The sequence below is a fragment of the Janthinobacterium sp. LS2A genome, from assembly GCF_036543145.1.
Lineage (GTDB): Bacteria > Pseudomonadota > Gammaproteobacteria > Burkholderiales > Burkholderiaceae_D > Janthinobacterium > Janthinobacterium aestuarii.
On the sequence record NZ_JAZHPB010000001.1, the window covers coordinates 1,194,689 to 1,213,903 of the forward strand.

The 19,215-nt window shown below is 65.1% G+C and carries 13 protein-coding genes; 3 read left to right on the forward strand and 10 right to left on the reverse strand.

Going from position 1 to position 19,215, the window contains the following annotated elements; all coding sequences use genetic code 11:
* Positions 1–103 precede the first annotated feature (103 nt).
* Positions 104–1,795 (forward strand): sensor histidine kinase, encoded by a 1,692-nt coding sequence (locus V3C40_RS05480; RefSeq protein ID WP_331776792.1) that lies wholly within the window; start codon positions 104–106, stop codon positions 1,793–1,795.
* A gap of 57 nt (positions 1,796–1,852) precedes the next feature.
* Positions 1,853–5,296 (forward strand): response regulator, encoded by a 3,444-nt coding sequence (locus V3C40_RS05485; RefSeq protein WP_331776793.1) that lies wholly within the window; start codon positions 1,853–1,855, stop codon positions 5,294–5,296.
* On the opposite strand, the gene V3C40_RS05490 is transcribed toward V3C40_RS05485, so the two are convergent.
* The 9 genes from V3C40_RS05490 to V3C40_RS05530 all read right to left on the reverse strand — a co-directional run bounded on the left by V3C40_RS05490 (position 5,293) and on the right by V3C40_RS05530 (position 17,749).
* The gene (locus tag V3C40_RS05490; protein WP_331776794.1) at positions 5,293–6,504 is read right to left on the reverse strand and encodes an NnrS family protein; all 1,212 of its coding nucleotides are present in this window, start codon (positions 6,502–6,504) and stop codon (positions 5,293–5,295) included. The two genes, V3C40_RS05485 and V3C40_RS05490, sit on opposite strands and share 4 nt — an antisense overlap.
* 134 nt (positions 6,505–6,638) lie before the next feature.
* The gene (locus V3C40_RS05495) at positions 6,639–7,301 is read right to left on the reverse strand and encodes a response regulator (protein WP_034751227.1); all 663 of its coding nucleotides are present in this window, start codon (positions 7,299–7,301) and stop codon (positions 6,639–6,641) included.
* Between the two features lie 23 nt (positions 7,302–7,324).
* Positions 7,325–9,211: a type IV pili methyl-accepting chemotaxis transducer N-terminal domain-containing protein gene (locus V3C40_RS05500; protein ID WP_235194215.1), complete on the reverse strand. Its 1,887-nt coding sequence runs from the start codon at positions 9,209–9,211 to the stop codon at positions 7,325–7,327.
* Between the two features lie 44 nt (positions 9,212–9,255).
* Positions 9,256–10,242 (reverse strand): GTP 3',8-cyclase MoaA, encoded by a 987-nt coding sequence (gene moaA, locus V3C40_RS05505; RefSeq protein WP_139091857.1) that lies wholly within the window; start codon positions 10,240–10,242, stop codon positions 9,256–9,258.
* Between the two features lie 102 nt (positions 10,243–10,344).
* Complete coding sequence (locus tag V3C40_RS05510; RefSeq protein WP_331776795.1) at positions 10,345–11,091, reverse strand: peptidylprolyl isomerase; 747 nt, start codon at positions 11,089–11,091, stop codon at positions 10,345–10,347.
* Between the two features lie 15 nt (positions 11,092–11,106).
* Positions 11,107–11,793: a respiratory nitrate reductase subunit gamma gene (gene narI, locus V3C40_RS05515; protein WP_331776796.1), complete on the reverse strand. Its 687-nt coding sequence runs from the start codon at positions 11,791–11,793 to the stop codon at positions 11,107–11,109.
* Positions 11,794–11,820: 27 nt separating this feature from the next.
* The gene (narJ, locus tag V3C40_RS05520; RefSeq protein WP_257620467.1) at positions 11,821–12,489 is read right to left on the reverse strand and encodes a nitrate reductase molybdenum cofactor assembly chaperone; all 669 of its coding nucleotides are present in this window, start codon (positions 12,487–12,489) and stop codon (positions 11,821–11,823) included.
* Between the two features lie 9 nt (positions 12,490–12,498).
* Positions 12,499–14,049 carry a nitrate reductase subunit beta gene (narH, locus tag V3C40_RS05525; protein WP_034751243.1) on the reverse strand — a complete coding sequence of 517 codons (1,551 nt, stop codon included), beginning with the start codon at positions 14,047–14,049 and terminating at the stop codon, positions 12,499–12,501.
* Position 14,050: 1 nt separating this feature from the next.
* Positions 14,051–17,749: a nitrate reductase subunit alpha gene (locus tag V3C40_RS05530; protein ID WP_331776797.1), complete on the reverse strand. Its 3,699-nt coding sequence runs from the start codon at positions 17,747–17,749 to the stop codon at positions 14,051–14,053.
* 245 nt (positions 17,750–17,994) lie between these two features.
* Between V3C40_RS05530 and V3C40_RS05535 the strand changes: the two genes are divergently transcribed.
* Entirely contained in the window at positions 17,995–18,366 is a 372-nt protein-coding gene (locus V3C40_RS05535; RefSeq protein WP_034751248.1) for a hypothetical protein, read from the forward strand.
* Positions 18,367–18,481: 115 nt separating this feature from the next.
* On the opposite strand, the gene V3C40_RS05540 is transcribed toward V3C40_RS05535, so the two are convergent.
* Positions 18,482–19,174: a carbonic anhydrase gene (locus V3C40_RS05540; RefSeq protein WP_034751250.1), complete on the reverse strand. Its 693-nt coding sequence runs from the start codon at positions 19,172–19,174 to the stop codon at positions 18,482–18,484.
* Positions 19,175–19,215 lie beyond the last annotated feature (41 nt).

The window sequence follows — 19,215 nt, forward strand, 5'->3', positions numbered from 1 at the left end:
AATACAACACTTCCCGCATAAAAATCATTTTATTCGATAAATTCAATTATATTCACTATAATTGATAAATCACGCACAGAATGAAAACCCTCGCGGAGGCAGCATGCAACAGCACAGATACGGGAAGGCCATGGCCTGGCAGCGTTGGGAACGCTGGGATGCGCGCATACTGCTGTCACTCTTCATGGCCATGCTGCTGGCGGGGCTGTGGAGCATCACCGTGCTGCAACTGCGGCACGCCTGCGACAGTGCCATCGCCGGCGCCGGGCGCGATGCGCGCAGCATGGCGCGCGTCTTCGACGAGCACGCGATCCGCACGATCGAGGCGGCGGACCAGGCGGCCACGTATTTGCGCAGCCGCTACCAGGCGCTGGGCAACGGCCTCGACATCGTAACGGACCTGCGGCAAGGCCTCAGGCCCGGCCCCCTGTACAACCTGTTTACCATCGTCGACGAACAGGGCGACATGGTGCTGTCAAGCCGCCCCTTCCAGCCGACCAGGCTGGCCGACCGCGAACACATCCGCGTACACATGCAGCGCGATAGCGGCGAACTGTATATCAGCAAGCCGGTGCTGGGCCGCGTGTCGCAAAAATGGTCAATCCAGATGACGCGCCGCATCAACCATGCCGATGGGCGCTTCAAGGGCGTGGTGGTGGTCTCGATGGACCCGTATTACTTTACGCGCCTGTACGACGAAGTCGACCTCGGCGACAACAGCTCCACCGAGCTTGTCGGCAGCGACGGCGTGGTGCGCGCGCGCCGGGTCGGCGCCGCCGACACCATCGGCCAGGATATCGGCGGCAGCAAGGTATTTTCCTTGATGCAAGGTAAAACGCGGGGCAGCTTCACCGAACGCAGCCCCGTCGACGGCATCGTGCGCTTTTACGCCTTTGAAAAACTGGCCGGCTACCCGCTGTACATGCTGGTCGGACTGGACCGCGACACGGTATTGGCCGACTACGTCTCGCGCCGCAACCAGGCCTTGCTGATGGCGGCCATCACGAGCGCGCTGATCGTGCTGTCGTGGGCCGCGCTGGTGCTGCTGATCGGCCGCCTGGTCGACAGCCGCGCCAGGGCCATCGCCGCCAGCGAAGCCAAGTCGCGCTTCCTGTCGAACATGTCGCATGAATTGCGCACGCCCCTCAACGGCATCCTCGGTTTCTCCGAGCTGCTGCAAGAGCAGCTGCGCGAGCCGGAACAGGCCGCCTACGCGCAAACGATACAGGACAGCGGCCGCCAGTTGCTGTCCATGGTCGAGGCGGCGATGGAATTGAGCGCGCTCGAGCACGACCAGGTCCGGCTGGAGTCCGCCGCCGCGCCATTGGACCAGCTGCTGGAACTGGCGCTGGCGCCGCACCGGCCGCGCGCGGCGCACAAGGGCTTGCAGCTGGCCGCGCAAGTGGCACCCGCCACGCCGCCCAGCATCGATTGCGACCGCGTCCGCTTCGTGCGCGTGCTCGACATCCTGCTCGATAACGCCATCCGCTACACGGCCGCCGGGCGGGTCGACGTGCACGTCACGCACAGCGGCGCGGACCTGCAGATCGAGGTGCGCGATACGGGCATCGGCATCGCACAGGCGCAGCAGGGCGTGATCTTCGACAAATTCTCGCAGGCCGACGACTCGCCGAGCCGCGCCCACGATGGCGCCGGCATGGGCCTGGCCATCGCGCGCCAGCTCGTCGCGCTGATGGGTGGCAGCCTCGGTGTCGCATCCGCGCCGGGCGAAGGCGCCGTCTTCCGTCTGCGGCTGCCGCTGGGCGGCAAATTGACCACACTATCACATGCATAGTTGCGCCAGTTGTGCGCAAAAGTTGTTCTCCATCCCTATCGGGTATAGCATCGCCACATGAGCTATCACACAGAGGCGGCGGCGTTGCGCAGACGATGGATCGAGTGGCTGTTCCTGCTTCTCGGGCTGCTGATCGTCGCTGCCGCCCTCGCCTACGCACATCTGGCCGAAGCGACGCGGCATGACGAGGCCGAGCGCGAGCGCCTGAGCGTGCTGACGGCGCTGCTGGCAAAAAACATCGAAGTCGACCTGGCGGCGACCAACCTGGTGCTCGGCGGCGTGATCCGCGACTACCTGGCCGCCGGCCCCGCACCGGACGCCGGGCAAGCGCTGCCGCGGCGCCTGGCCGCGCTGGTCGACGCCATGCCGGGCGTGCGCACCATGCTCGTCATCGATGCGCAAGGCAAGGCGGTCGCCACCAACATCGCGGAACTGGCGGACCAGGATTTTTCGCGCCGCGGCTACTTCCAGACGGCGCGCGACGCCCCCGATGCACGCATGCTGTACATCTCGGCGCCCTTCCATTCCTTCAAGGGCGACCTGGTCATCACGGCATCGCGCATGGTGCAGGACAAACAGGGCCGCTTTGCCGGCGTGGTGGTGGCCACCTTCGCCCCCGAATACTTCACGGCCAAGTTCCGCACCGCCATGTACGCCCCCGACGTGTGGGCCGTGGTGCTGCATGGCGACGGCCAGCAGTTCCTCAACTATCCGGCCAGGACTGCCAATGGCGGCAATATGGACGTCCCCGGCAGCTTCCTGCGGCGCTTTCGCGACAGCGGCTACCAGGCGGGCGTCCTGAGCGGCGTCGAGATTGCCGGCGCCGGCGCCCACATCGCCCCCCGCATCATGGCCATGGCGACCATCGCCCCCACGGCCCTGCACATGGACCGCGCCCTGATCATCGGCCTGAGCCGCGAAGAAGCGGCCATCGCCGCCCCGCTGCGGCGCCAGGCGCTCGGCTACGTCCTCTCCTTTGCCGTGCTGGCGCTGGCCGCGGCCAGCCTGCTGTTCTGGAGCCAGCGGCGGCGCCGGCAGCAGGCCGCCTGGCATGCGGAACAGGAAAGCGAGCGCCAGGCCATGCAAGCCGTGTCCGATAGCGAAACGCGCTTTCGCACCCTGATCGAAGATGCGCCCGTGGCCATCGCCATCCTGCGCCACGGCCGCTTCATCTATTCGAATCCCCGCTACCGCAATCTGCACGGCTACACGATGGAAGACAATCTGAACGGCCTGCCCTGGTCCGCCATGATTTCCCCGCCATCGCTGGCGGCGCTGGCCGCCAACGAAGCGCTGATCGAGGCCGATTCGCCCAGTGAACAGGTGTTCGAGGCCGTCGGCCTGGGCAAGCAGGGCCTGCCCGTGCCCATGTTCAAGACCACCACGCGCGTGCTGCTCAAGGATGGACCGGCCACGCTGATCTTTGCCCAGGATATCTGCGCGCAAAAACAGGCCGAGGAGGCCATGCTGCTGGCGCGCGACGCGGCCGAAGCGGCCAACCGCAGCAAGGCGGAATTCCTCGCCAACATGAGCCATGAAATCCGTTCGCCGCTCAACGCCATCCTCGGCATGGCCTGGCTGCTGGAACGCGACGGCCTCGATGGCGAAGCGCTGCAGATGGCGCGCAAGATCCGCGCCGCCGGCCAGTCGCTGCTGGGCATCATCAACGACGTGCTCGACGTGTCGAAAATCGAGGCGGGCCACATGACCATCGAACAGGCGCCGTTCCGCCTGGCCGACGTGATCGACAAGATCGCCGCCAGCATGGGCGTTGCCGCGCATGACAAGCCGATCGAGGTGCGCATCGGGCCGCTGCCCGACGGCGTCGACCAGGTGATGGGCGACGCGCTGCGGCTGGAACAGGTGCTGGTCAACCTGACCAGCAATGCCATCAAGTTCACCACGCAGGGCACGGTCGAGCTGACAAGCGCACTGGAAAGCCGCGACGGCGACGCCGCGGTGCTGTGTTTCAGCGTGCGCGACACGGGCATCGGCATCGCGCCCGAAGTGCAGGAGGCGATCTTTTCCGCCTTCGCCCAGGCCGACACGTCCACCACGCGCCGCTTCGGCGGCACGGGCCTGGGCCTGACCATCTGCCGCCAGCTGGTGCGCCTGATGGGTGGCTCCATGCGCCTGACCAGCGTCACGGGCCAGGGCAGCACCTTCAGCTTCACGGTGCCGCTGCAGCTGATGGCCGCCAGCGTCCCGTCCTCGCCCGACATGCAGGGCTTGCGCGTCTTGCTGGCCGATGGCAAGGCCGACGCGCGCGGCGCCGTGGCCGCCGTGGCGCAGGGCCTGGGCTGGAGCGTGCATGCCGTCTCCGGCGGCCAGGCGGCGCTCGAGCATGCACTGGCCTGTGCCGAAGACGCGCGGCCCGGCGTCATCGTGCTGGCCGCGCGCATGCCCGACATGGACGGCGAAACCACGGCGCGCGCCCTGCGCGAGCACCTGCCGCCGCAGGACTGCCCCATCGTCATCCTGGCGGCCAGCGGCACGCCGGCGACAGCGCCCGCGCGCCGCCGTACGGACCCGGCCAACCCGGCCGATGCCATCCTCAATGAACCGGTGACGGCGTCCAGCCTGTACAACGCGACGATGGAAGCGCGCCAGCGGCGTGCCGAAGCGGCCGGCCTGGACGTGGGCCTGGACGTTGTTCATGGGGCGCTGGGCGAGCGCGTGCTGGCCGGCGTGCGCGTGCTGGTGGTCGACGACAGCGACATCAACCGGGACGTGGTCAACCATATCCTGTGCGACCAGGGCGCCCTGCCCTCGTTCGCCTGCGACGGCCAGCAGGCGCTGGACTGGCTGCTGGCCCACCCGGCCGACGTCGACATCGTGCTGATGGATGTGCAGATGCCCGTCATGGATGGCTTGCAGGCGACGCGCGCGCTGCGCCAACTACCGCAGTTCCAGGACCTGCCCGTGGTGGCGCTGACGGCCGGGGCGTTCCAGACGCAGCGCGCGGCGGCGCTGGAAGCGGGGGTGAACCATTTCATCAGCAAACCGTTCGACGTGCCGCAGACCATCGCCCTGATTGCGCGCGCGCACCGGCGCCATGCGCAAGGGCTGCCGGCCCTGCCGCCCGTCGTGGCCGAAGCGGCAGTGCCCATGCGGACAGGCGGCGCGGCGCCCGTGATCGACCTGGCGCAAGGCATGGAGCAGTGGCTCGATGAAGCCCCCTACCGCCAGCACCTGTCCCACTTCGGCAGCACCTACCGCAACACGGTGGGCGCCATGCGCGCGCTGCTGGCGGCCGATGCCCGCGCCGACGCCGCCGCGCTCGCGCACAAGCTGGCCGGCGTGGCCGGCAGCCTGGCCCTGCCCGCCACCGTGCACGCGGCCCAGCAAGCCGAACAGCTGCTGCACGCGGGCGACGATGCGTCGGCCGCCCTCGATGCACTGGAACAGGCACTGGCGCAGGCCATCGAGGCCGCCGCCGCATACACGGCACGGACGCCGCCCGGCCAGGCGACCGTGCCAATGACAAACTTGCCAGCCTAGCCTTCGCGGCCATCCACCCTGGCGCGCCACAGATACGGCGCATACACGCATGCATACAGGCCAAAGGCCAGCGACCAGCAGGCGCCGGCGGCCAGCAGCAGCGGCATGGACAGCGCGGCGGGACCGACGGCGGCCAGCAGGCGCGCCAGCGCGCCCAGCTGGATCAGCCAGTACATCGCCGCTTCCGCCTTCCCGCCCTTGAGCGGGCGACCCGTGTGACCCAGGGTGGTGCGCGTCATCATGCCGATGATCAGGCCCGCCATCGAGCCCACCGTCAGCGCGTGCAAGGCGGCGCTGGCGGGCAGCAGGCCCAGGCTGGCGGCCGCCAGCAGCGCAAAGCCGATGCCGATCCACGCATACGACAGGTGCAAAATCCACAGCAGCGGCACGCGCACCGTACGCTGCGGCTGCCAGGCCAGCAGGTTGGCAAGCGACACGCCGGCGGCGCAGAAGGCCAGCGGCGCCGTCAGCCAGGCTGGCGCGCCGGCCAGCCACGCGATCGCGGCGGCCGCCATGCAGGCCACGGCCGCCAGCGCGCGTTTCGGACTGGCCACGGGCGTGCTGCCCGGTGCGCCATTGCGCGTAAACATGGGGATCACGCGCGCGCCGATCACCGATTCGATCAGCACGATGATGAAAATGGCCGCCTGCACGGGCACAAACAGCGACAGCGGAAGCCAGCCCAGCACGGCCGCGTGGAACAGGCCATTGGCCAGCGCCAGCAGGGCCAGCAAGCCGACGAGGAACAGGTTGCGCGTATTGCCCGAGCGGCGCAGCACCAGGTACAAAGGCCAGGCGGCCAGCGGCAGGAACAGCCAGTCGACCAGCGCCGCCAGGAATCCGGGGCCGCACAGCATGGCCACGCGTCCCGCCAGCCACAACGCCACCAGCGCCATCAGCTGGGCGCCGTGCGGCGTCGGCAAGCCCGTCCAGTTGCGTCCTGCCGTGTACAAAAAGCCCACGACGACGGCCAGCGCGAAACCGAACACCATTTCATGCATGTGCCAGCCCAGTCCCACCTGCAGGCCGCCCGTCAGCCAGCCCGCATAACTGGCCAGCCACAGGGGAATGCCGATGGCCGCAAACACGGCCGCCAGCAGGTAGAACGGGCGGAAACCCAGTTGCCAGACGGCGTGGCCGGCATGCCAGGGCGCGGCGCTGGCGGCGGCGGGAGGAGAAGATGGTTCGCTGATCGGGGTGATGGCCATAATGGGCTCTCTTTTAAAGATATATTCAATATACTACTTTAAAAGTACGATGGCGGCCATCGGCAAAAAGGACTAGAAGAATGAATGGCAGCGGCCATGGGGCCGGCCCGGCGGGCCTGACCCCAACTACGCGGCTACTTGCCTTGCCGGTGCTCGACCGCGTACACGGCCGCCTGCACGCGGCTGGTGAGGTTGAGTTTTTTCAGCACGTTCTGCACGTGGATCTTGACCGTGCTTTCGGCCAGGTCGAGGGTGCGCGCGATGCCCTTGTTGCTCTCGCCGCGCGACAGGCAATCGATGATTTCTTTTTCACGGGGCGTGAGCTTGTCGAGTTCCGACACGGGTTCCTCGCGCCGCGTGCCCGCCTGCAGCTGCGCCACCAGCTTGCCCGTCATCGCTTCGGCGATGACGACTTCGCCGGCAGCCGCGCGGCGGATGGCGCGCACCAGGTAATCGGCGTCGATGTTCTTGATCAGATAGCCGCAGGCGCCCGCGCGCAGGGCCGTGGCCAGGTCTTCCGCGTCTTCGGACACGGTCAGCATGACGATGGCCGTATCGGGGCAATCGTGCTGCATCAGCTGCAGCGCTTCCACGCCGGACATGCCGGCCATGTTCAGGTCCAGCAGCACCACGTCGGGCTGCAGCTGGATGGCGCGCTTGATGCCTTCCACGCCATCGGCCGCCTCGCCCACGACGGCAAAATCCGTATGCCGCTGCAGCAGCGAGCGTATGCCGCTGCGGAACAGCGCGTGGTCGTCGACCAGCATGACGGTGATCGGTTTATCGGGTGTCTCCATTTTTTATACTTTCAGGTAGTTACTCAGGCGGCGCGGCGCTGCTCGCGCGACAGATGCAGTTCGACCGTGGTGCCGCCGCCCTGGCAGGCATGCACGTCGAATGTGGCGTCGATGCGCTGCGCGCGCTCGCGCATAATATGGATGCCGACATGGCTGTCGCCCTTTTCCAGCACGGCGGCAGCGTCGAAGCCGACGCCATTATCGCTGATCGTCAGGGTAAAGTCCTGGTGATCGGCGAGGCGCACCTCGACGTGGCTGGCCTGGGCGTGCTTGCGGATATTCGACAGCGCTTCCTGCACGATGAATAATAACTGCAATTGCTGCTCGCGGGGGAACGGCGCGCCGTCCACGTCGGCCAGCAGTTCGGCGTCGATGCCCGTCTGGCGGCGGAATTTGTCCACGGCCGCGCGCAGGGAGCCGATCAGATCGTCCTCCATCAGGCGGCTGCGGAAATTGGCCAGCAGTTCGCGCACGTCCTCGTAGCTTTCCTTCACGCCCGCATGCAGGGCCGGCACGATGCCCGCCACCTCGTCGAAACGCGCGTTGCGCACTGAGTCGTCGAGCATCTGCACCTGCAGGTTGAGGAAATTGAGGCTTTGCGCGATGCTGTCGTGCAGGCCTTGCGCCACCAGGTTGCGCTCTTCGGAAATGGCCATTTCGCGTTCGCGCGCGGCCAGGCGCAGGTTTTCCAGCGCGATGCCCAGCAGCTGGCCCAGGGTTTCCAGCAAGGCCAGCTCGCGCGCGGAAAACACGCGCGCATGGCGGAAATGCAGGTTGAAGAAGCCCAGGTGCTGTTCGTGCGCATGGATATGGAAGACGGAGACGGTGGCAAAGCCCTCGCGGTGGCAGCGCAGCTCGTGCGCCTTGTCGATGCGGCGCATGTCGTGCACCTTCGCCACCTTCATCTCGACGGCCGTGCCGCACAGGCAGTCGCCCACCTTCAGGCAATGCTCGGACGCCACCAGTTCCTCGGACAGGCCCGTATGCACGACCATGTGCAGGTTGCCCCGCTCGGCGTCGAGCACGCGCACGGTGGAACCGTCCGCCTCGAAATAATCGACGATGCGCTGCATGAAGCCGCCGCAGATGTCTTCCAGAGGCTGCGGGCGCTGCAGGAAAGCGGCGCTTTCGTACAGCAGCGCCAGTTCGCGGTTGCGGTATTCGAGGGTGGCCGTCTTGCTGCGCACGCCCTCTTCCAGGTTGCCGTACAGCGCCTGCAGGCGGTCGGCCATCTGGTTGAAGCCACTGGCCAGCTGGCCGAATTCGTCATTGCTTTCCACTGCCAGGCGCACGCTGAAATCGCGTTCCTTCATGCGCTGCATGCCCAGGCGCAGCCGCGTAACCGGTTCGATGATCAGCATGAACATCAGGTAAATCATGCTGACCGTGCCGATGACGGCCATGCCGACGAGGATCAGCTGCGAGGCGCGCAGCCAGAAGGTGCGCTGTTCGCTATCGTGCTCTATCAGGCGCACCAGTTGATCGACCTGGCCCACGAAGGTATCGGCGTCGTGCTCGAACTGGCGCGCACGCGCCGTGGAGTCGGCGGCCAGCGCGGCCGGGCGCAAGGCGCCGCGCCAGGCCGTGCCGATGCGCTCGAATTCGGACTTGATGGCCGTGCTGGGGGGCAGGAACAGGGGGCGCTGCGGGTCCCCGTGGCCGATCTTGGCCAGGGTTTCGTCGATCAGCAGCACTTGCTGGCGCGCCTGTTCGCGCGCATCGCTGGCAAGCAGCAGGGTCAGGCGGTAGGTCTGCATGCGCAGCCGGCCCGTCTCGTTGATGGCGGCCGAACTGCCTTCGAGCTGCCAGGACAGGAACAGGGTGCAGCCGATCGCACTCAAGGCCAGCACCAGCATGAGCAGCAGCGCGCCGACGATCTTGGTCGACAGCTTCTGCCAGGAGGAAAACATCGCCTTGAATTTCATACCGCCCTTGAATGTAAATGCAAACTGCCTCAGCCGCCCGTCTGCGCCATGAACCGGATAATTTTATCGGGCTGCGTATTGAAATCATGCTGCTGCGGCTTCAGTTCGATGGCGGCGCGGATCGCCGCTTCGATCTCCGCATCCGTGGCCCCGCCGCGCAGCATGGGGCCGAGGGCAAATTTCTCTTCCTGGCCCAGGCACAGGTACAGGGTACCATCGACGGACAGGCGCACGCGGTTGCAGGTGGCGCAAAAATGCTGCGACATGGGCGTAATGAAGCCGATGCTCGAGCGTCCATCGGCTGTCGCCATGTAGCGCGCCGGCCCGCCGCCCAACTCTGTTGCCTGCGGCACCAGGCCAAAACGGGCCGCCAGGCGCTCGCGCACAGGACCGAGCGGCATATAACTGGCATTGCGGCCCGTGCTGCCCATCGGCATGGCTTCAATCAGGCGCAGGATGAACTGCTGCTCGATGCAAAACGCCGCCATGGCCTCGATCTGGCCGTCATTGATGCCGCGCATGGCCACCATATTGATCTTGATCGGGTCGAAACCGGCCGCCTTGCCCGCCATCAGCCCATCGAGAATCGGCTGCAGGCTGTCGCGCCCCGTGATCTGCTGCATGCAGGCGCGGTCGAGCGAATCGAGGCTGACGTTGATGCGGTCCACGCCCGCCGCGCGCAAAGCCACGGCGTGCTTGCCCAACTGGGTGGCGTTGGTCGACAGCGACAAGTCCTGCAAACCAGGCAATGCCGTCAGCCGCTGCGCCAGTTCCGGCAGGTTGCGCCGCAACAGCGGTTCGCCGCCCGTCAGGCGCACGCGGCGCGTGCCGAGGCGAACGAAGATGCCCAGCAGGCGTTCGATCTCGTCGAACGTCAGCCAGTCCTTCGGCTCCTCGAAGCCGCGAAAGCCCTTGGGCATGCAGTAACTGCAGCGCAAGTCGCAGCGGTCGGTGACGGACAGCCGCACATAATCGATCGAACGGCCAAAACGGTCCTGCAACTTGACGCTACCCATGACGCTACTCCTGTTTCTTACTTGATTGTAAAGGCTGGGGCACGATCTGGCTGTGCCCCAGAAGGCCTAGCGGCCTACGCCTTTCGGCCTACGCATTTCTACCTACTGAACCAGCGGGCTGGCCGTGCCTTCGAGCTCGATGCCGGCGATCTCGGCGCGCCCCAGCAGCAAGTGCAGATACTGGTGCACGGCGCGCTGCCACGCGGCCCGCGACAGGCGGTCGGCGATCTGCGCCTGCACGGCCTCGTAGGCGATGGGCTGGCCCTCGACCCTGCGCAGCACTTGCACGATGTGGTAGCCGAAGCGCGTTTCCAGCAAATGGCCGGCCAGCGCGCCCGCTTCCAGGCGGAACAGCAGCGCGTCGAACTCCGGCACGCTCTGGCCCGGCGACAGCTGGCCCAGGTTGCCGCCCAGGGCGCCCGACGGGCAGTTCGAATACTGCGCCGCCAGTTCGCCGAAGCGCTCGGGCGCCAGTTTCAAGGCGTCGAGCACGGCTTGCGCCGTCGTGCGCAGCAGCTCCAGGGGCGCCTCGGGTGTCACCTGGAACAGGATGTGGCGCGCCTCGACCAGCGCCCCGCTGCTAAACAGCTGCGGGCGCTGCGCATAAAAGGTGCGGCAAGCCGCATCGTCGGCGGGCGGCACGCGCACTTCCTGCGCAAACAGCGCTTCGATGCGGTCGTCAATACTGTCGCCCTGCACGCCGAGGCGTTCGGCTTCGTCCAGCAGCAGCCGGCGCAGCACCAGTTCATGCACGGCCTGCTTCAAAGGGTTGCCGGCACCGTCGTGATGCGGTAGTTCCTGCGCGATGTCGGCATCGTCGATATCGATGCCATTGACCGAGATTCCCATGATGTGACTCCTTTCTTAACGGCGGCGAACCAGCTGGTAAGCGCGGCCCAGGTACCCGATGGCGCCGAAGCCGCTCCACACGTGCACCAGACGGGTGAACGGGAAGATGACGAACAGCGACATGCCCATGAACAGGTGCAGCTTGAACACCAGCGGCGCATCGACGATGAAGCTGGCGGCGTCGCCGCGGAAGGTCACGATGTGCTGCGCCCAGTTCATCAGCAAGACCATCATGTGGCCATCCATGTGCGAAGCCGAGACGAAGATCGAGGACAGGCCCAGCAGCAAGGTCAGCAAGATCCACACCATCACCAGCTTGTCGCCGGCCGTGGTCACGGCGCGCAGCCGGTCGTTACTGAAGCGGCGCACCAGCAGGATCAGGATGCCGGCCAGGCACAGGGCGCCCATCACGCCGCCGGCCGCCATGGCCACGCCCTGCTTCAGGCTGTGCGACACGCCCAGGGTATCCCACACCCAGACGGGGGTGAGCAAGCCGGCCGCATGGCCGAACAGCAGGCCGATGATGCCGATGTGGAACAGGATATTGCCCAGGCGCAGGCTGCCGCGGTGCAGCAGCTGGCTGGAATCGGACTTCCACGTGTATTGCTCGCGGTCGAAACGGATCAGGCTACCGAGGAAAAAGATGGCCAGCGCGATGTATGGATAAATGCCATACACAAATTGATGCAAGTAATTACTCATGATGTACTCTCCTCATGCGGACGCGCTTCAAGCGGCGCGCCGCGGCTGCGGGTGAAAATGCACGGGATGGACGCCGCCCGGAACCTGGGCCGGACCTTGGCGCAGCAGCGGTTCGACGCCGTCCGCACCGGGACCGAAGGTTTCCAGCGCTTCATCCATGTCGCGCACCGGCGGTTCGGCCAGCATTTCCGCCGCCACGGGGCTCAGGCGTTCGAGCACGGTGAAGACGGGCGCATACGGGCTGCCGTTGGCCGTCAGCTTGCGGCCGATGTGCGCCAGCACGTGGACGGCGTCGCCCAGCAGCGGCGCCGAGACTTCCTCGTCGAGCTGCGCGAGGAACTCCAGGAACAGCGGCACGAAGTCGGGCAAGTCGTCGCCCACCATTTGCAGGCCGTGGCGCTTGTATTCCTCCATCAGGTCGACCATGGCCTGGCCCCGGTCGCGCGATTCGCCGTGGATATGCTCGAACAGATGCAGCGAGTGCGACGGGTTGCGGTCGAACGTGGCCACGTACTGCTGCTGCAGGTCGATCAGGCTGCTGCTTTCCAGGTGTGCCAGCAAGGGCCGCAGCAGCGCGTGCTGCTCCGGCACGGCCGCCAGCGCGGCGTCCAGCTGCGGCAGGTGGGTGATCAGCTCGGGCTCCGGATACAGCAGCAGGCGCGAAAGGACTTGGTAGTGATGCATAGCGTGTTCCATATCAGCTCCTTAAGCGCCTGGCGCCGTTTTGCGCGACTTCGGCATCTGCATGAAGATGGCCGAACCGTGTTTTTTCTTGCCGAACAAGGTCGGTTCGCTGGTGCCGTCCGAGCAGCCGTTGCCGAAGCTGAAGCCGCACGAACCCTTCTCGTTGAAGCTGTCCTCGGCCATTTCCTTGTGGCTGCTGGGGATGACGAAGCGGTCTTCGTAATTGGCGATGGCCATGATGTGGTACATGTCCTCCACCTGCGCCTTGCTCAAGCCCACCTGTTTCAGGACCGTGAGGTTTTCCACCTTTTCCACCGTCTTGCTGCGCATGTAGGCACGCATGGCCAGCATGCGGTCCAGCGCCGTGACGATGGGCGGCTGGTCGCCGGCCGTCAGCAGATTGGCCAGGTACTGCACGGGAATGCGCAGGCTTTGGGTGTCCGGCAGCATGCCGTTCACGCCCAGCTTGCCCGATTCGGCGGCCGCCTGGATCGGCGACAGCGGCGGCACGTACCACACCATCGGCAAAGTGCGGTATTCGGGATGCAGCGGGAACGCCACTTTCCACTCGACGGCCATCTTGTAGACGGGCGACTTGACGGCCGCTTCCAGCCAAAGGTCGGGGATGCCCTGACGGCGCGCCTCGGCGATGATGGCCGGGTCGTGCGGATCGAGGAACAGGTCGAGCTGCGCCTGGTACAGGTCCTGCTCCTGCGGCACGGAGGCGGCGGCTTCGATCTTGTCGGCGTCGTACAGCAGCACGCCCAGGTAGCGGATGCGGCCCACGCACGTTTCCGAGCACACGGTAGGCTGGCCAGCTTCGATGCGGGGGAAGCAGAACGTGCACTTCTCCGCCTTGCCCGACGACCAATTGTAGTAAATCTTCTTGTACGGGCAACCGGAGATGCACATGCGCCAGCCGCGGCACTTGTCCTGGTCGATCAGCACGATGCCGTCGTCTTCGCGCTTGTACACGGAGCCGGACGGGCAAGACGCCACGCACGTCGGGTTGAGGCAATGCTCGCACAGGCGCGGCAAGTACATCATGAAGGTGTTTTCGAACGTGCCGTACATCTCCTTCTGCATGTTGTCGAACAGTTTATCCTTGCTGCGCTGGGCAAACTCGCCGCCCAGGTCATCTTCCCAGTTCGGACCCCACTCGATTTTTTCCATCTTTTTCCCCGTCAGCACGGAGATCGGACGGGCCGTCGGCGGCGTCTGCGACAGCGGCGCGCTTTGCAGGTGCTCGTAGTCGTAGGTGAACGGCTCGTAGTACTCGTCGATGGCGGGCAGGTTCGGGTTGGCGAAGATATTCGCCAGGATCTTCAAACGGCTGCCCTGGCGCGGCTCGATCTTGCCCGCATCCGTGCGGCGCCAGCCGCCGTTCCACTTGTCCTGGTTTTCCCACTGCTTCGGATAGCCGATGCCGGGCTTGGTTTCCACGTTGTTGAACCATGCGTACTCGACGCCGTCGCGGCTGGTCCATACGTTCTTGCAGGTGACGGAACAGGTGTGGCAGCCGATGCACTTGTCCAGGTTCAGCACCATGCCGATTTGCGCTCTGATTTTCATACTATGCTCCTTGTTCCTGCAACGGGCCTTCGAGCCAGTCGACCTTGTTCATCTTGCGCACCAATACGAATTCATCGCGGTTGGAGCCCACCGTGCCGTAGTAATTGAAGCCGTACGCCAGCTGGGCGTAGCCGCCGATCATGTGCGTCGGCTTGGGCACGGCACGCGTCACCGAGTTATGGATGCCGCCCCGCTTGCCCGTCATCTCCGCGCCAGGCACGTTGATGATCTTTTCCTGGGCGTGGTACATCATCGTCATGCCGGCCGGGATGCGCTGGCTGACGATGGCGCGCGCCGTCAGGCTGCCATTGACGTTGAAGACTTCGATCCAGTCGTTGTCGACGATACCGGCAGCTTGCGCGTCCGTCTCCGACAGCCACACGTGCGGTCCGCCGCGCGACAATGTCAGCATGCGCAGGTTGTCCGAATACGTGGAGTGGATGCCCCACTTCTGGTGCGGCGTCAAAAAGTTCAGCGCCAGTTCCTTGTTGCCGTTCGGCTTGGTGCCCAGCAGCGCTTCCGTCGTCTTCGTGTTGATGGCCGGCTTGTAGACGCACAGTCCCTCGCCGAAATCGCGCATCCACAGGTGATCCTGGTAGAACTGCTGGCGGCCAGTCAGGGTGCGCCAAGGGATCAGTTCATGCACGTTGGTATAGCCGGCCGTGTAGCTGACTTCTTCGCTTTCCAGGCCAGACCAGGTGGGCGAGGAAATGATCTTGCGCGGTTGCGCCTGCACGTCGCGGAAGCGGATGCTGTCATGCTCGCGCGGCAGCGCCAGGTGCGTATGATCGCGTCCCGTGATGGAGGACAGCGCGGCCCAGGCTTTCACGGCCACGTGGCCATTCGTTTCCGGCGCCAGCGACAAAATCATCTCGGCCGCATCGATGGCCGTATCGAGGCGCGGCTGGCCCTGCGACACGCCTTCCTCCAGCACCGTGCGGTTGATGCCGCGCAGGACGTCGACTTCATGCCCGGTTTTCCAGGAAATGCCCTTGCCGCCGTTGCCGATGGTTTCCAGCAGCGGGCCGATCGAGGTGAACTTCTTGTACACGTCGCGGTAATTGCGCTCGACCACCGTCATGTTCGGCATGGTCTTGCCGGGAATGGCTTCGCATTCGCCGGCGCGCCAATCCTTGGGATCGAAAGGCTGGCCCAGTTCGCCCGGCGTGTCGTGCATCAGCGGCGTGAGGATGATGTCTTGCTGGGTGCCCAGCAGCTCGCCGCCGATTTCCGAGAATTTCTCGGCGATGCCCTTGTAGATTTCCCAATCCGACTTCGATTGCCACAGCGGCTGCACGGCTTCCGACAGCGGGTGGATGAACGGATGCATGTCCGACGTATTCAGGTCGTCTTTTTCATACCAGGTGGCCGTCGGCAGCACCACGTCGCCATACAGACACGTCGTCGACATGCGGAAGTCCAGCACCACGAGCAGATCGAGCTTGCCTTCGGCGGCCGGGCGCACTTTCACCTGTTTCGGCGTGAGGCAGTCGTCTTCGTCGCTGAGCAAGCCGTTTTGCGTGCCGAGCAGGTATTTCAGGAAGTACTCGTGACCCTTGCCCGAGCTGCCGAGGATATTCGAGCGCCACACAAACATATTGCGCGGGAAGTTGGCCGGATTGTCCGGGTCATCGCACGAGAACTGCAGCTGGCCCGCCTTGATCTGGTCGAGCGCATACGCGGCCGGCTTCTGGCCTGCGGCGGCAGCGGCCTTGGCCACTTCCAGCGGATTCGTTTGCAGCTGCGGCGCCGATGGCAGCCAGCCCATGCGCTCGGCCTTGGCGTTGTAGTCGAGCAGGGTCAGGTCGCCCGTGCCGCCGGCCGCCGATGGCGAGGCGATATCGCCCGTTTCCAGCTTTTCGTGGCGCCACTGGCTCGTGTGGGCATAGAAGAACGAGGTGCCGTTCATCTGGCGCATCGGACGTACCCAGTCCTGGGCGAAGGCCAATGGCGTCCAGCCCGTTTGCGGACGCAGTTTTTCCTGGCCCACGTAATGGGCCCAGCCGCCGCCCGACTGGCCGATACAGCCGCACATCATCAGCATGTTGATGATGCCGCGGTAGGTCATGTCCATGTGGTACCAGTGATTCAAGCCGGCGCCCACGATGACCATGCTCTTGCCGCGCGTCTGGTCCGCGTTTTCCGCGAACTGGCGCGCCACGGTGATGACGTCGGCGCGCTTGACGCCCGTGTGCTTTTCCTGCCACGCGGGAGTGTACGGCACGTCGTCGTCATAGCTTTCCGCCACGTTTTCGCCACCGAGGCCGCGGTCGATGCCGTAGTTGGCCAGGGTCAGGTCGAACACGGTGGTCACCAGGCCCGTCGTGCCGTCGGCCAGGCGGATGGTTTTCACCGGCACCTTGCGCAGCAACATGTCGGACGCGTCCTTGCCGCCGAAGTAGGCAAAACCCACTTCCGTGACGGCGTCGCTGTCGTTGATCATGGAGAGCATCGGCACGATGGGCGCGCCGCTGCCGCCTGCCTTCTGTTCCAGGTTCCACTTGCCCGACTCGCCCCAGCGGAAGCCGATGGAGCCGGCCGGCGCGGTGATCGCACCCGTGGTCTCGTCGATGACGAGGGTTTTCCATTCGGGGTTATTCGTTTCGTCGAGGTTGTTGTCCAGGTGCGAAGCGCGCAGGAAGTAGTCGGGCACCAGGGTACCGTTATGCTCCTTGAGCAGTACCAGCATGGGGAAGTCCGTGTACTGGCGTGCATAGTCGCGGAAGTAGGCGCTCTGCCCTTCCGAGTGGAATTCCTTGAGGATGACGTGGCCCATGGCCAGCGCCAGCGCGGCGTCCGTGCCCTGCTTCGGCGCCAGCCAGATGTCGCCGAACTTCACCATTTCGCCGTAGTCGGACGAGATGGCGACGGTTTTCGTGCCCTTGTAGCGCACTTCCGTGTAGAAGTGGGCGTCCGGCGTGCGCGTCATCGGCACGTTCGAGCCCCACACCATCAGATAGGTCGAGTTGTACCAGTCGGCCGATTCCGGCACGTCCGTCTGCTCGCCCCACACTTGCGGGCTGGCCGGCGGCAAGTCGCAGTACCAGTCGTAGAAACTCAGGGCCACGCCGCCGATCAGGGACAGATAGCGCGTGCCGGAAGCATAGCTGACCATGGACATGGCGGGAATCGGCGAGAAGCCGACGATGCGGTCCGGGCCGTATTTCTTGATCGTCAGCGCATTCGCGGCGGCGATGATTTCATTCGATTCCTCCCACGTGGCGCGCACGAAGCCGCCCAGGCCGCGGATGGATTTGTACTGTTGCGAGCGCACGGGGTCCTGGCTGATCCAGTCCCAGGCCGTGACGGGATCCATGGTCTTGCGCGCTTCGCGCCACATTTCCATCAGGCGGCCGCGCACCATCGGGTATTTCACGCGCTGCGCCGAATACACATACCAGGAATAGCTGGCGCCGCGCGGGCAGCCGCGCGGTTCGTGGTTGGGCAGGTCGGGCCGCGTGCGCGGGTAATCGGTTTGCTGGGTTTCCCAGGTGATCAGGCCGTTCTTGACGTACACCTTCCAGCTGCACGAGCCGGTACAGTTCACGCCATGCGTGGAGCGCACGATCTTGTCGTGCTGCCAGCGCTGGCGGTATGCGTTTTCCCAGGTACGGTCTTCATCGACCACGGTGCCGTGGCCGTTTGAAAACGGCTCGGCGGGCTTGCTAAAAAATTTCAGGCGGTCCAGAAAGTGACTCATGCTACCTCCACATTGCGCCGCCGACAGCGGCGCCAGGTCTTAAAAAACGCTGCAAGCACGATGGCTCAAGCGTCGATACAAACAGTCTATCGATGCGCCGAGCCCGGCGGTATTGGCAAGAAGTCGGTTTCCGGCACCAGGAATGCATAGGCGCGTAGTCACCCGGATAGTCACTATTGCCTATGGGCGGCGCGGCGGAGCTGCGGTATACCTGTCATCATCGTTCAACACAGAGAAAGAGCATCATGCCGATTACCGATTACGCCAGCCTGCTGAGCAGCGCCCGCAACCAGGAGCAGCCGCAACGCCTGCTGTTCACCTTTACCCAGGCGCAGGCCCAGCCTGGCGGCCAGGGCAAGTCCCTCACGCCCGTGATGTGCGCCGACAAGCTGCCCGAGGAACTGGACAGCTTCGAGACGTTGAAGGAGGAGTCGAAACAGATGCAGACGCACTGGGATGTGGTCTTCGTGGCGGGACTGGCGGGTCGCGAAGGCCAGCCGCCCGCCGCGCAGGAATGCGAGGCGCCACTGCGCGCCATGGTGACGGCCATCGAGCAAGGCCGCATCGACAGCCTGCTGGCGTTTGACCGCAGCGGCGACTTGTTACGTTTTAGTTGACGGAACTTGTCGGATTACGGCCTGCGGCCTAATCCGACCTACGTGATTGATGTAGAGCAAGGTAGGTCGGATTAGCGTAGCGTAATCCGACACCTTGTTGGCCGCACGTTTCGGATTATCTGCCTGCATCCGGCCAAGGGCGCTCGTGCAAATGACGCGCCCTTTCTATTGGACAGACGAGGGGCAAAAACTGCTGCTGGCGCGCCGAATACGCCATCAGCGCCCCGCTGTCGATGTCGAAATACCATCCATGCAATTTCAACACACCCTGCTCCACCCTGCGCTTGAGCCAGGGGTAGGTGAGCAGGTTGTCCAGCGACTGCAATATGCTGGCCAGCTCGCACGCGTGGTGCTGTTCCGCCGACGAACGGTGCGCCAGTTCGCGCCGCACTCTTTGCGCCACCGGTTCGGCGATGCGCATCCACTGGCCAACGAAGTCCGTTTCCTGCCCTTCCGCGCGCGGCTGCGGTTCCAGCAGCGCGCGGATGCCGCCGCAGCGCGCATGACCGAGCACGATGACCCTGGCCACTTCGAGCTTGCAGACGGCGAACTCGATGGCCGAACTGACGCCGGGCGGCGCGTCCGGCGTACACGGTGGCACGAGGTTGGCGATATTGCGAACGACGAACATGTCGCCGGGGTCGCTGCCCGTCAGCAGCATGGGGTCGACCCTCGAATCGCAGCAGCCGATCAGCAGAGTCGAGGGCCGCTGCCCGTCGCGCAGGCTGTCGTACAAGGTTTGCGGCTCGCTGAAGTACTGCTGCTGAAACAGGCTGAAGCCGTTGACGAATTTTTCCAGTTCTTCCATGACTACCTCTTACTGTGTTCAACGCCGGGCAAGCAAGACTC

Coding starts and splice junctions, on each gene's coding strand:
- V3C40_RS05480 (WP_331776792.1), top strand. CDS start 104: ATGCAACAGCACAGATACGGGAAGGCCATGGCCTGGCAGCGTTGGGAA.
- V3C40_RS05485 (WP_331776793.1), top strand. CDS start 1,853: ATGAGCTATCACACAGAGGCGGCGGCGTTGCGCAGACGATGGATCGAG.
- V3C40_RS05490 (WP_331776794.1), bottom strand. CDS start 6,504: ATGGCCATCACCCCGATCAGCGAACCATCTTCTCCTCCCGCCGCCGCC.
- V3C40_RS05495 (WP_034751227.1), bottom strand. CDS start 7,301: ATGGAGACACCCGATAAACCGATCACCGTCATGCTGGTCGACGACCAC.
- V3C40_RS05500 (WP_235194215.1), bottom strand. CDS start 9,211: ATGTTTTCCTCCTGGCAGAAGCTGTCGACCAAGATCGTCGGCGCGCTG.
- moaA (WP_139091857.1), bottom strand. CDS start 10,242: ATGGGTAGCGTCAAGTTGCAGGACCGTTTTGGCCGTTCGATCGATTAT.
- V3C40_RS05510 (WP_331776795.1), bottom strand. CDS start 11,091: ATGGGAATCTCGGTCAATGGCATCGATATCGACGATGCCGACATCGCG.
- narI (WP_331776796.1), bottom strand. CDS start 11,793: ATGAGTAATTACTTGCATCAATTTGTGTATGGCATTTATCCATACATC.
- narJ (WP_257620467.1), bottom strand. CDS start 12,489: ATGGAACACGCTATGCATCACTACCAAGTCCTTTCGCGCCTGCTGCTG.
- narH (WP_034751243.1), bottom strand. CDS start 14,049: ATGAAAATCAGAGCGCAAATCGGCATGGTGCTGAACCTGGACAAGTGC.
- V3C40_RS05530 (WP_331776797.1), bottom strand. CDS start 17,749: ATGAGTCACTTTCTGGACCGCCTGAAATTTTTTAGCAAGCCCGCCGAG.
- V3C40_RS05535 (WP_034751248.1), top strand. CDS start 17,995: ATGCCGATTACCGATTACGCCAGCCTGCTGAGCAGCGCCCGCAACCAG.
- V3C40_RS05540 (WP_034751250.1), bottom strand. CDS start 19,174: ATGGAAGAACTGGAAAAATTCGTCAACGGCTTCAGCCTGTTTCAGCAG.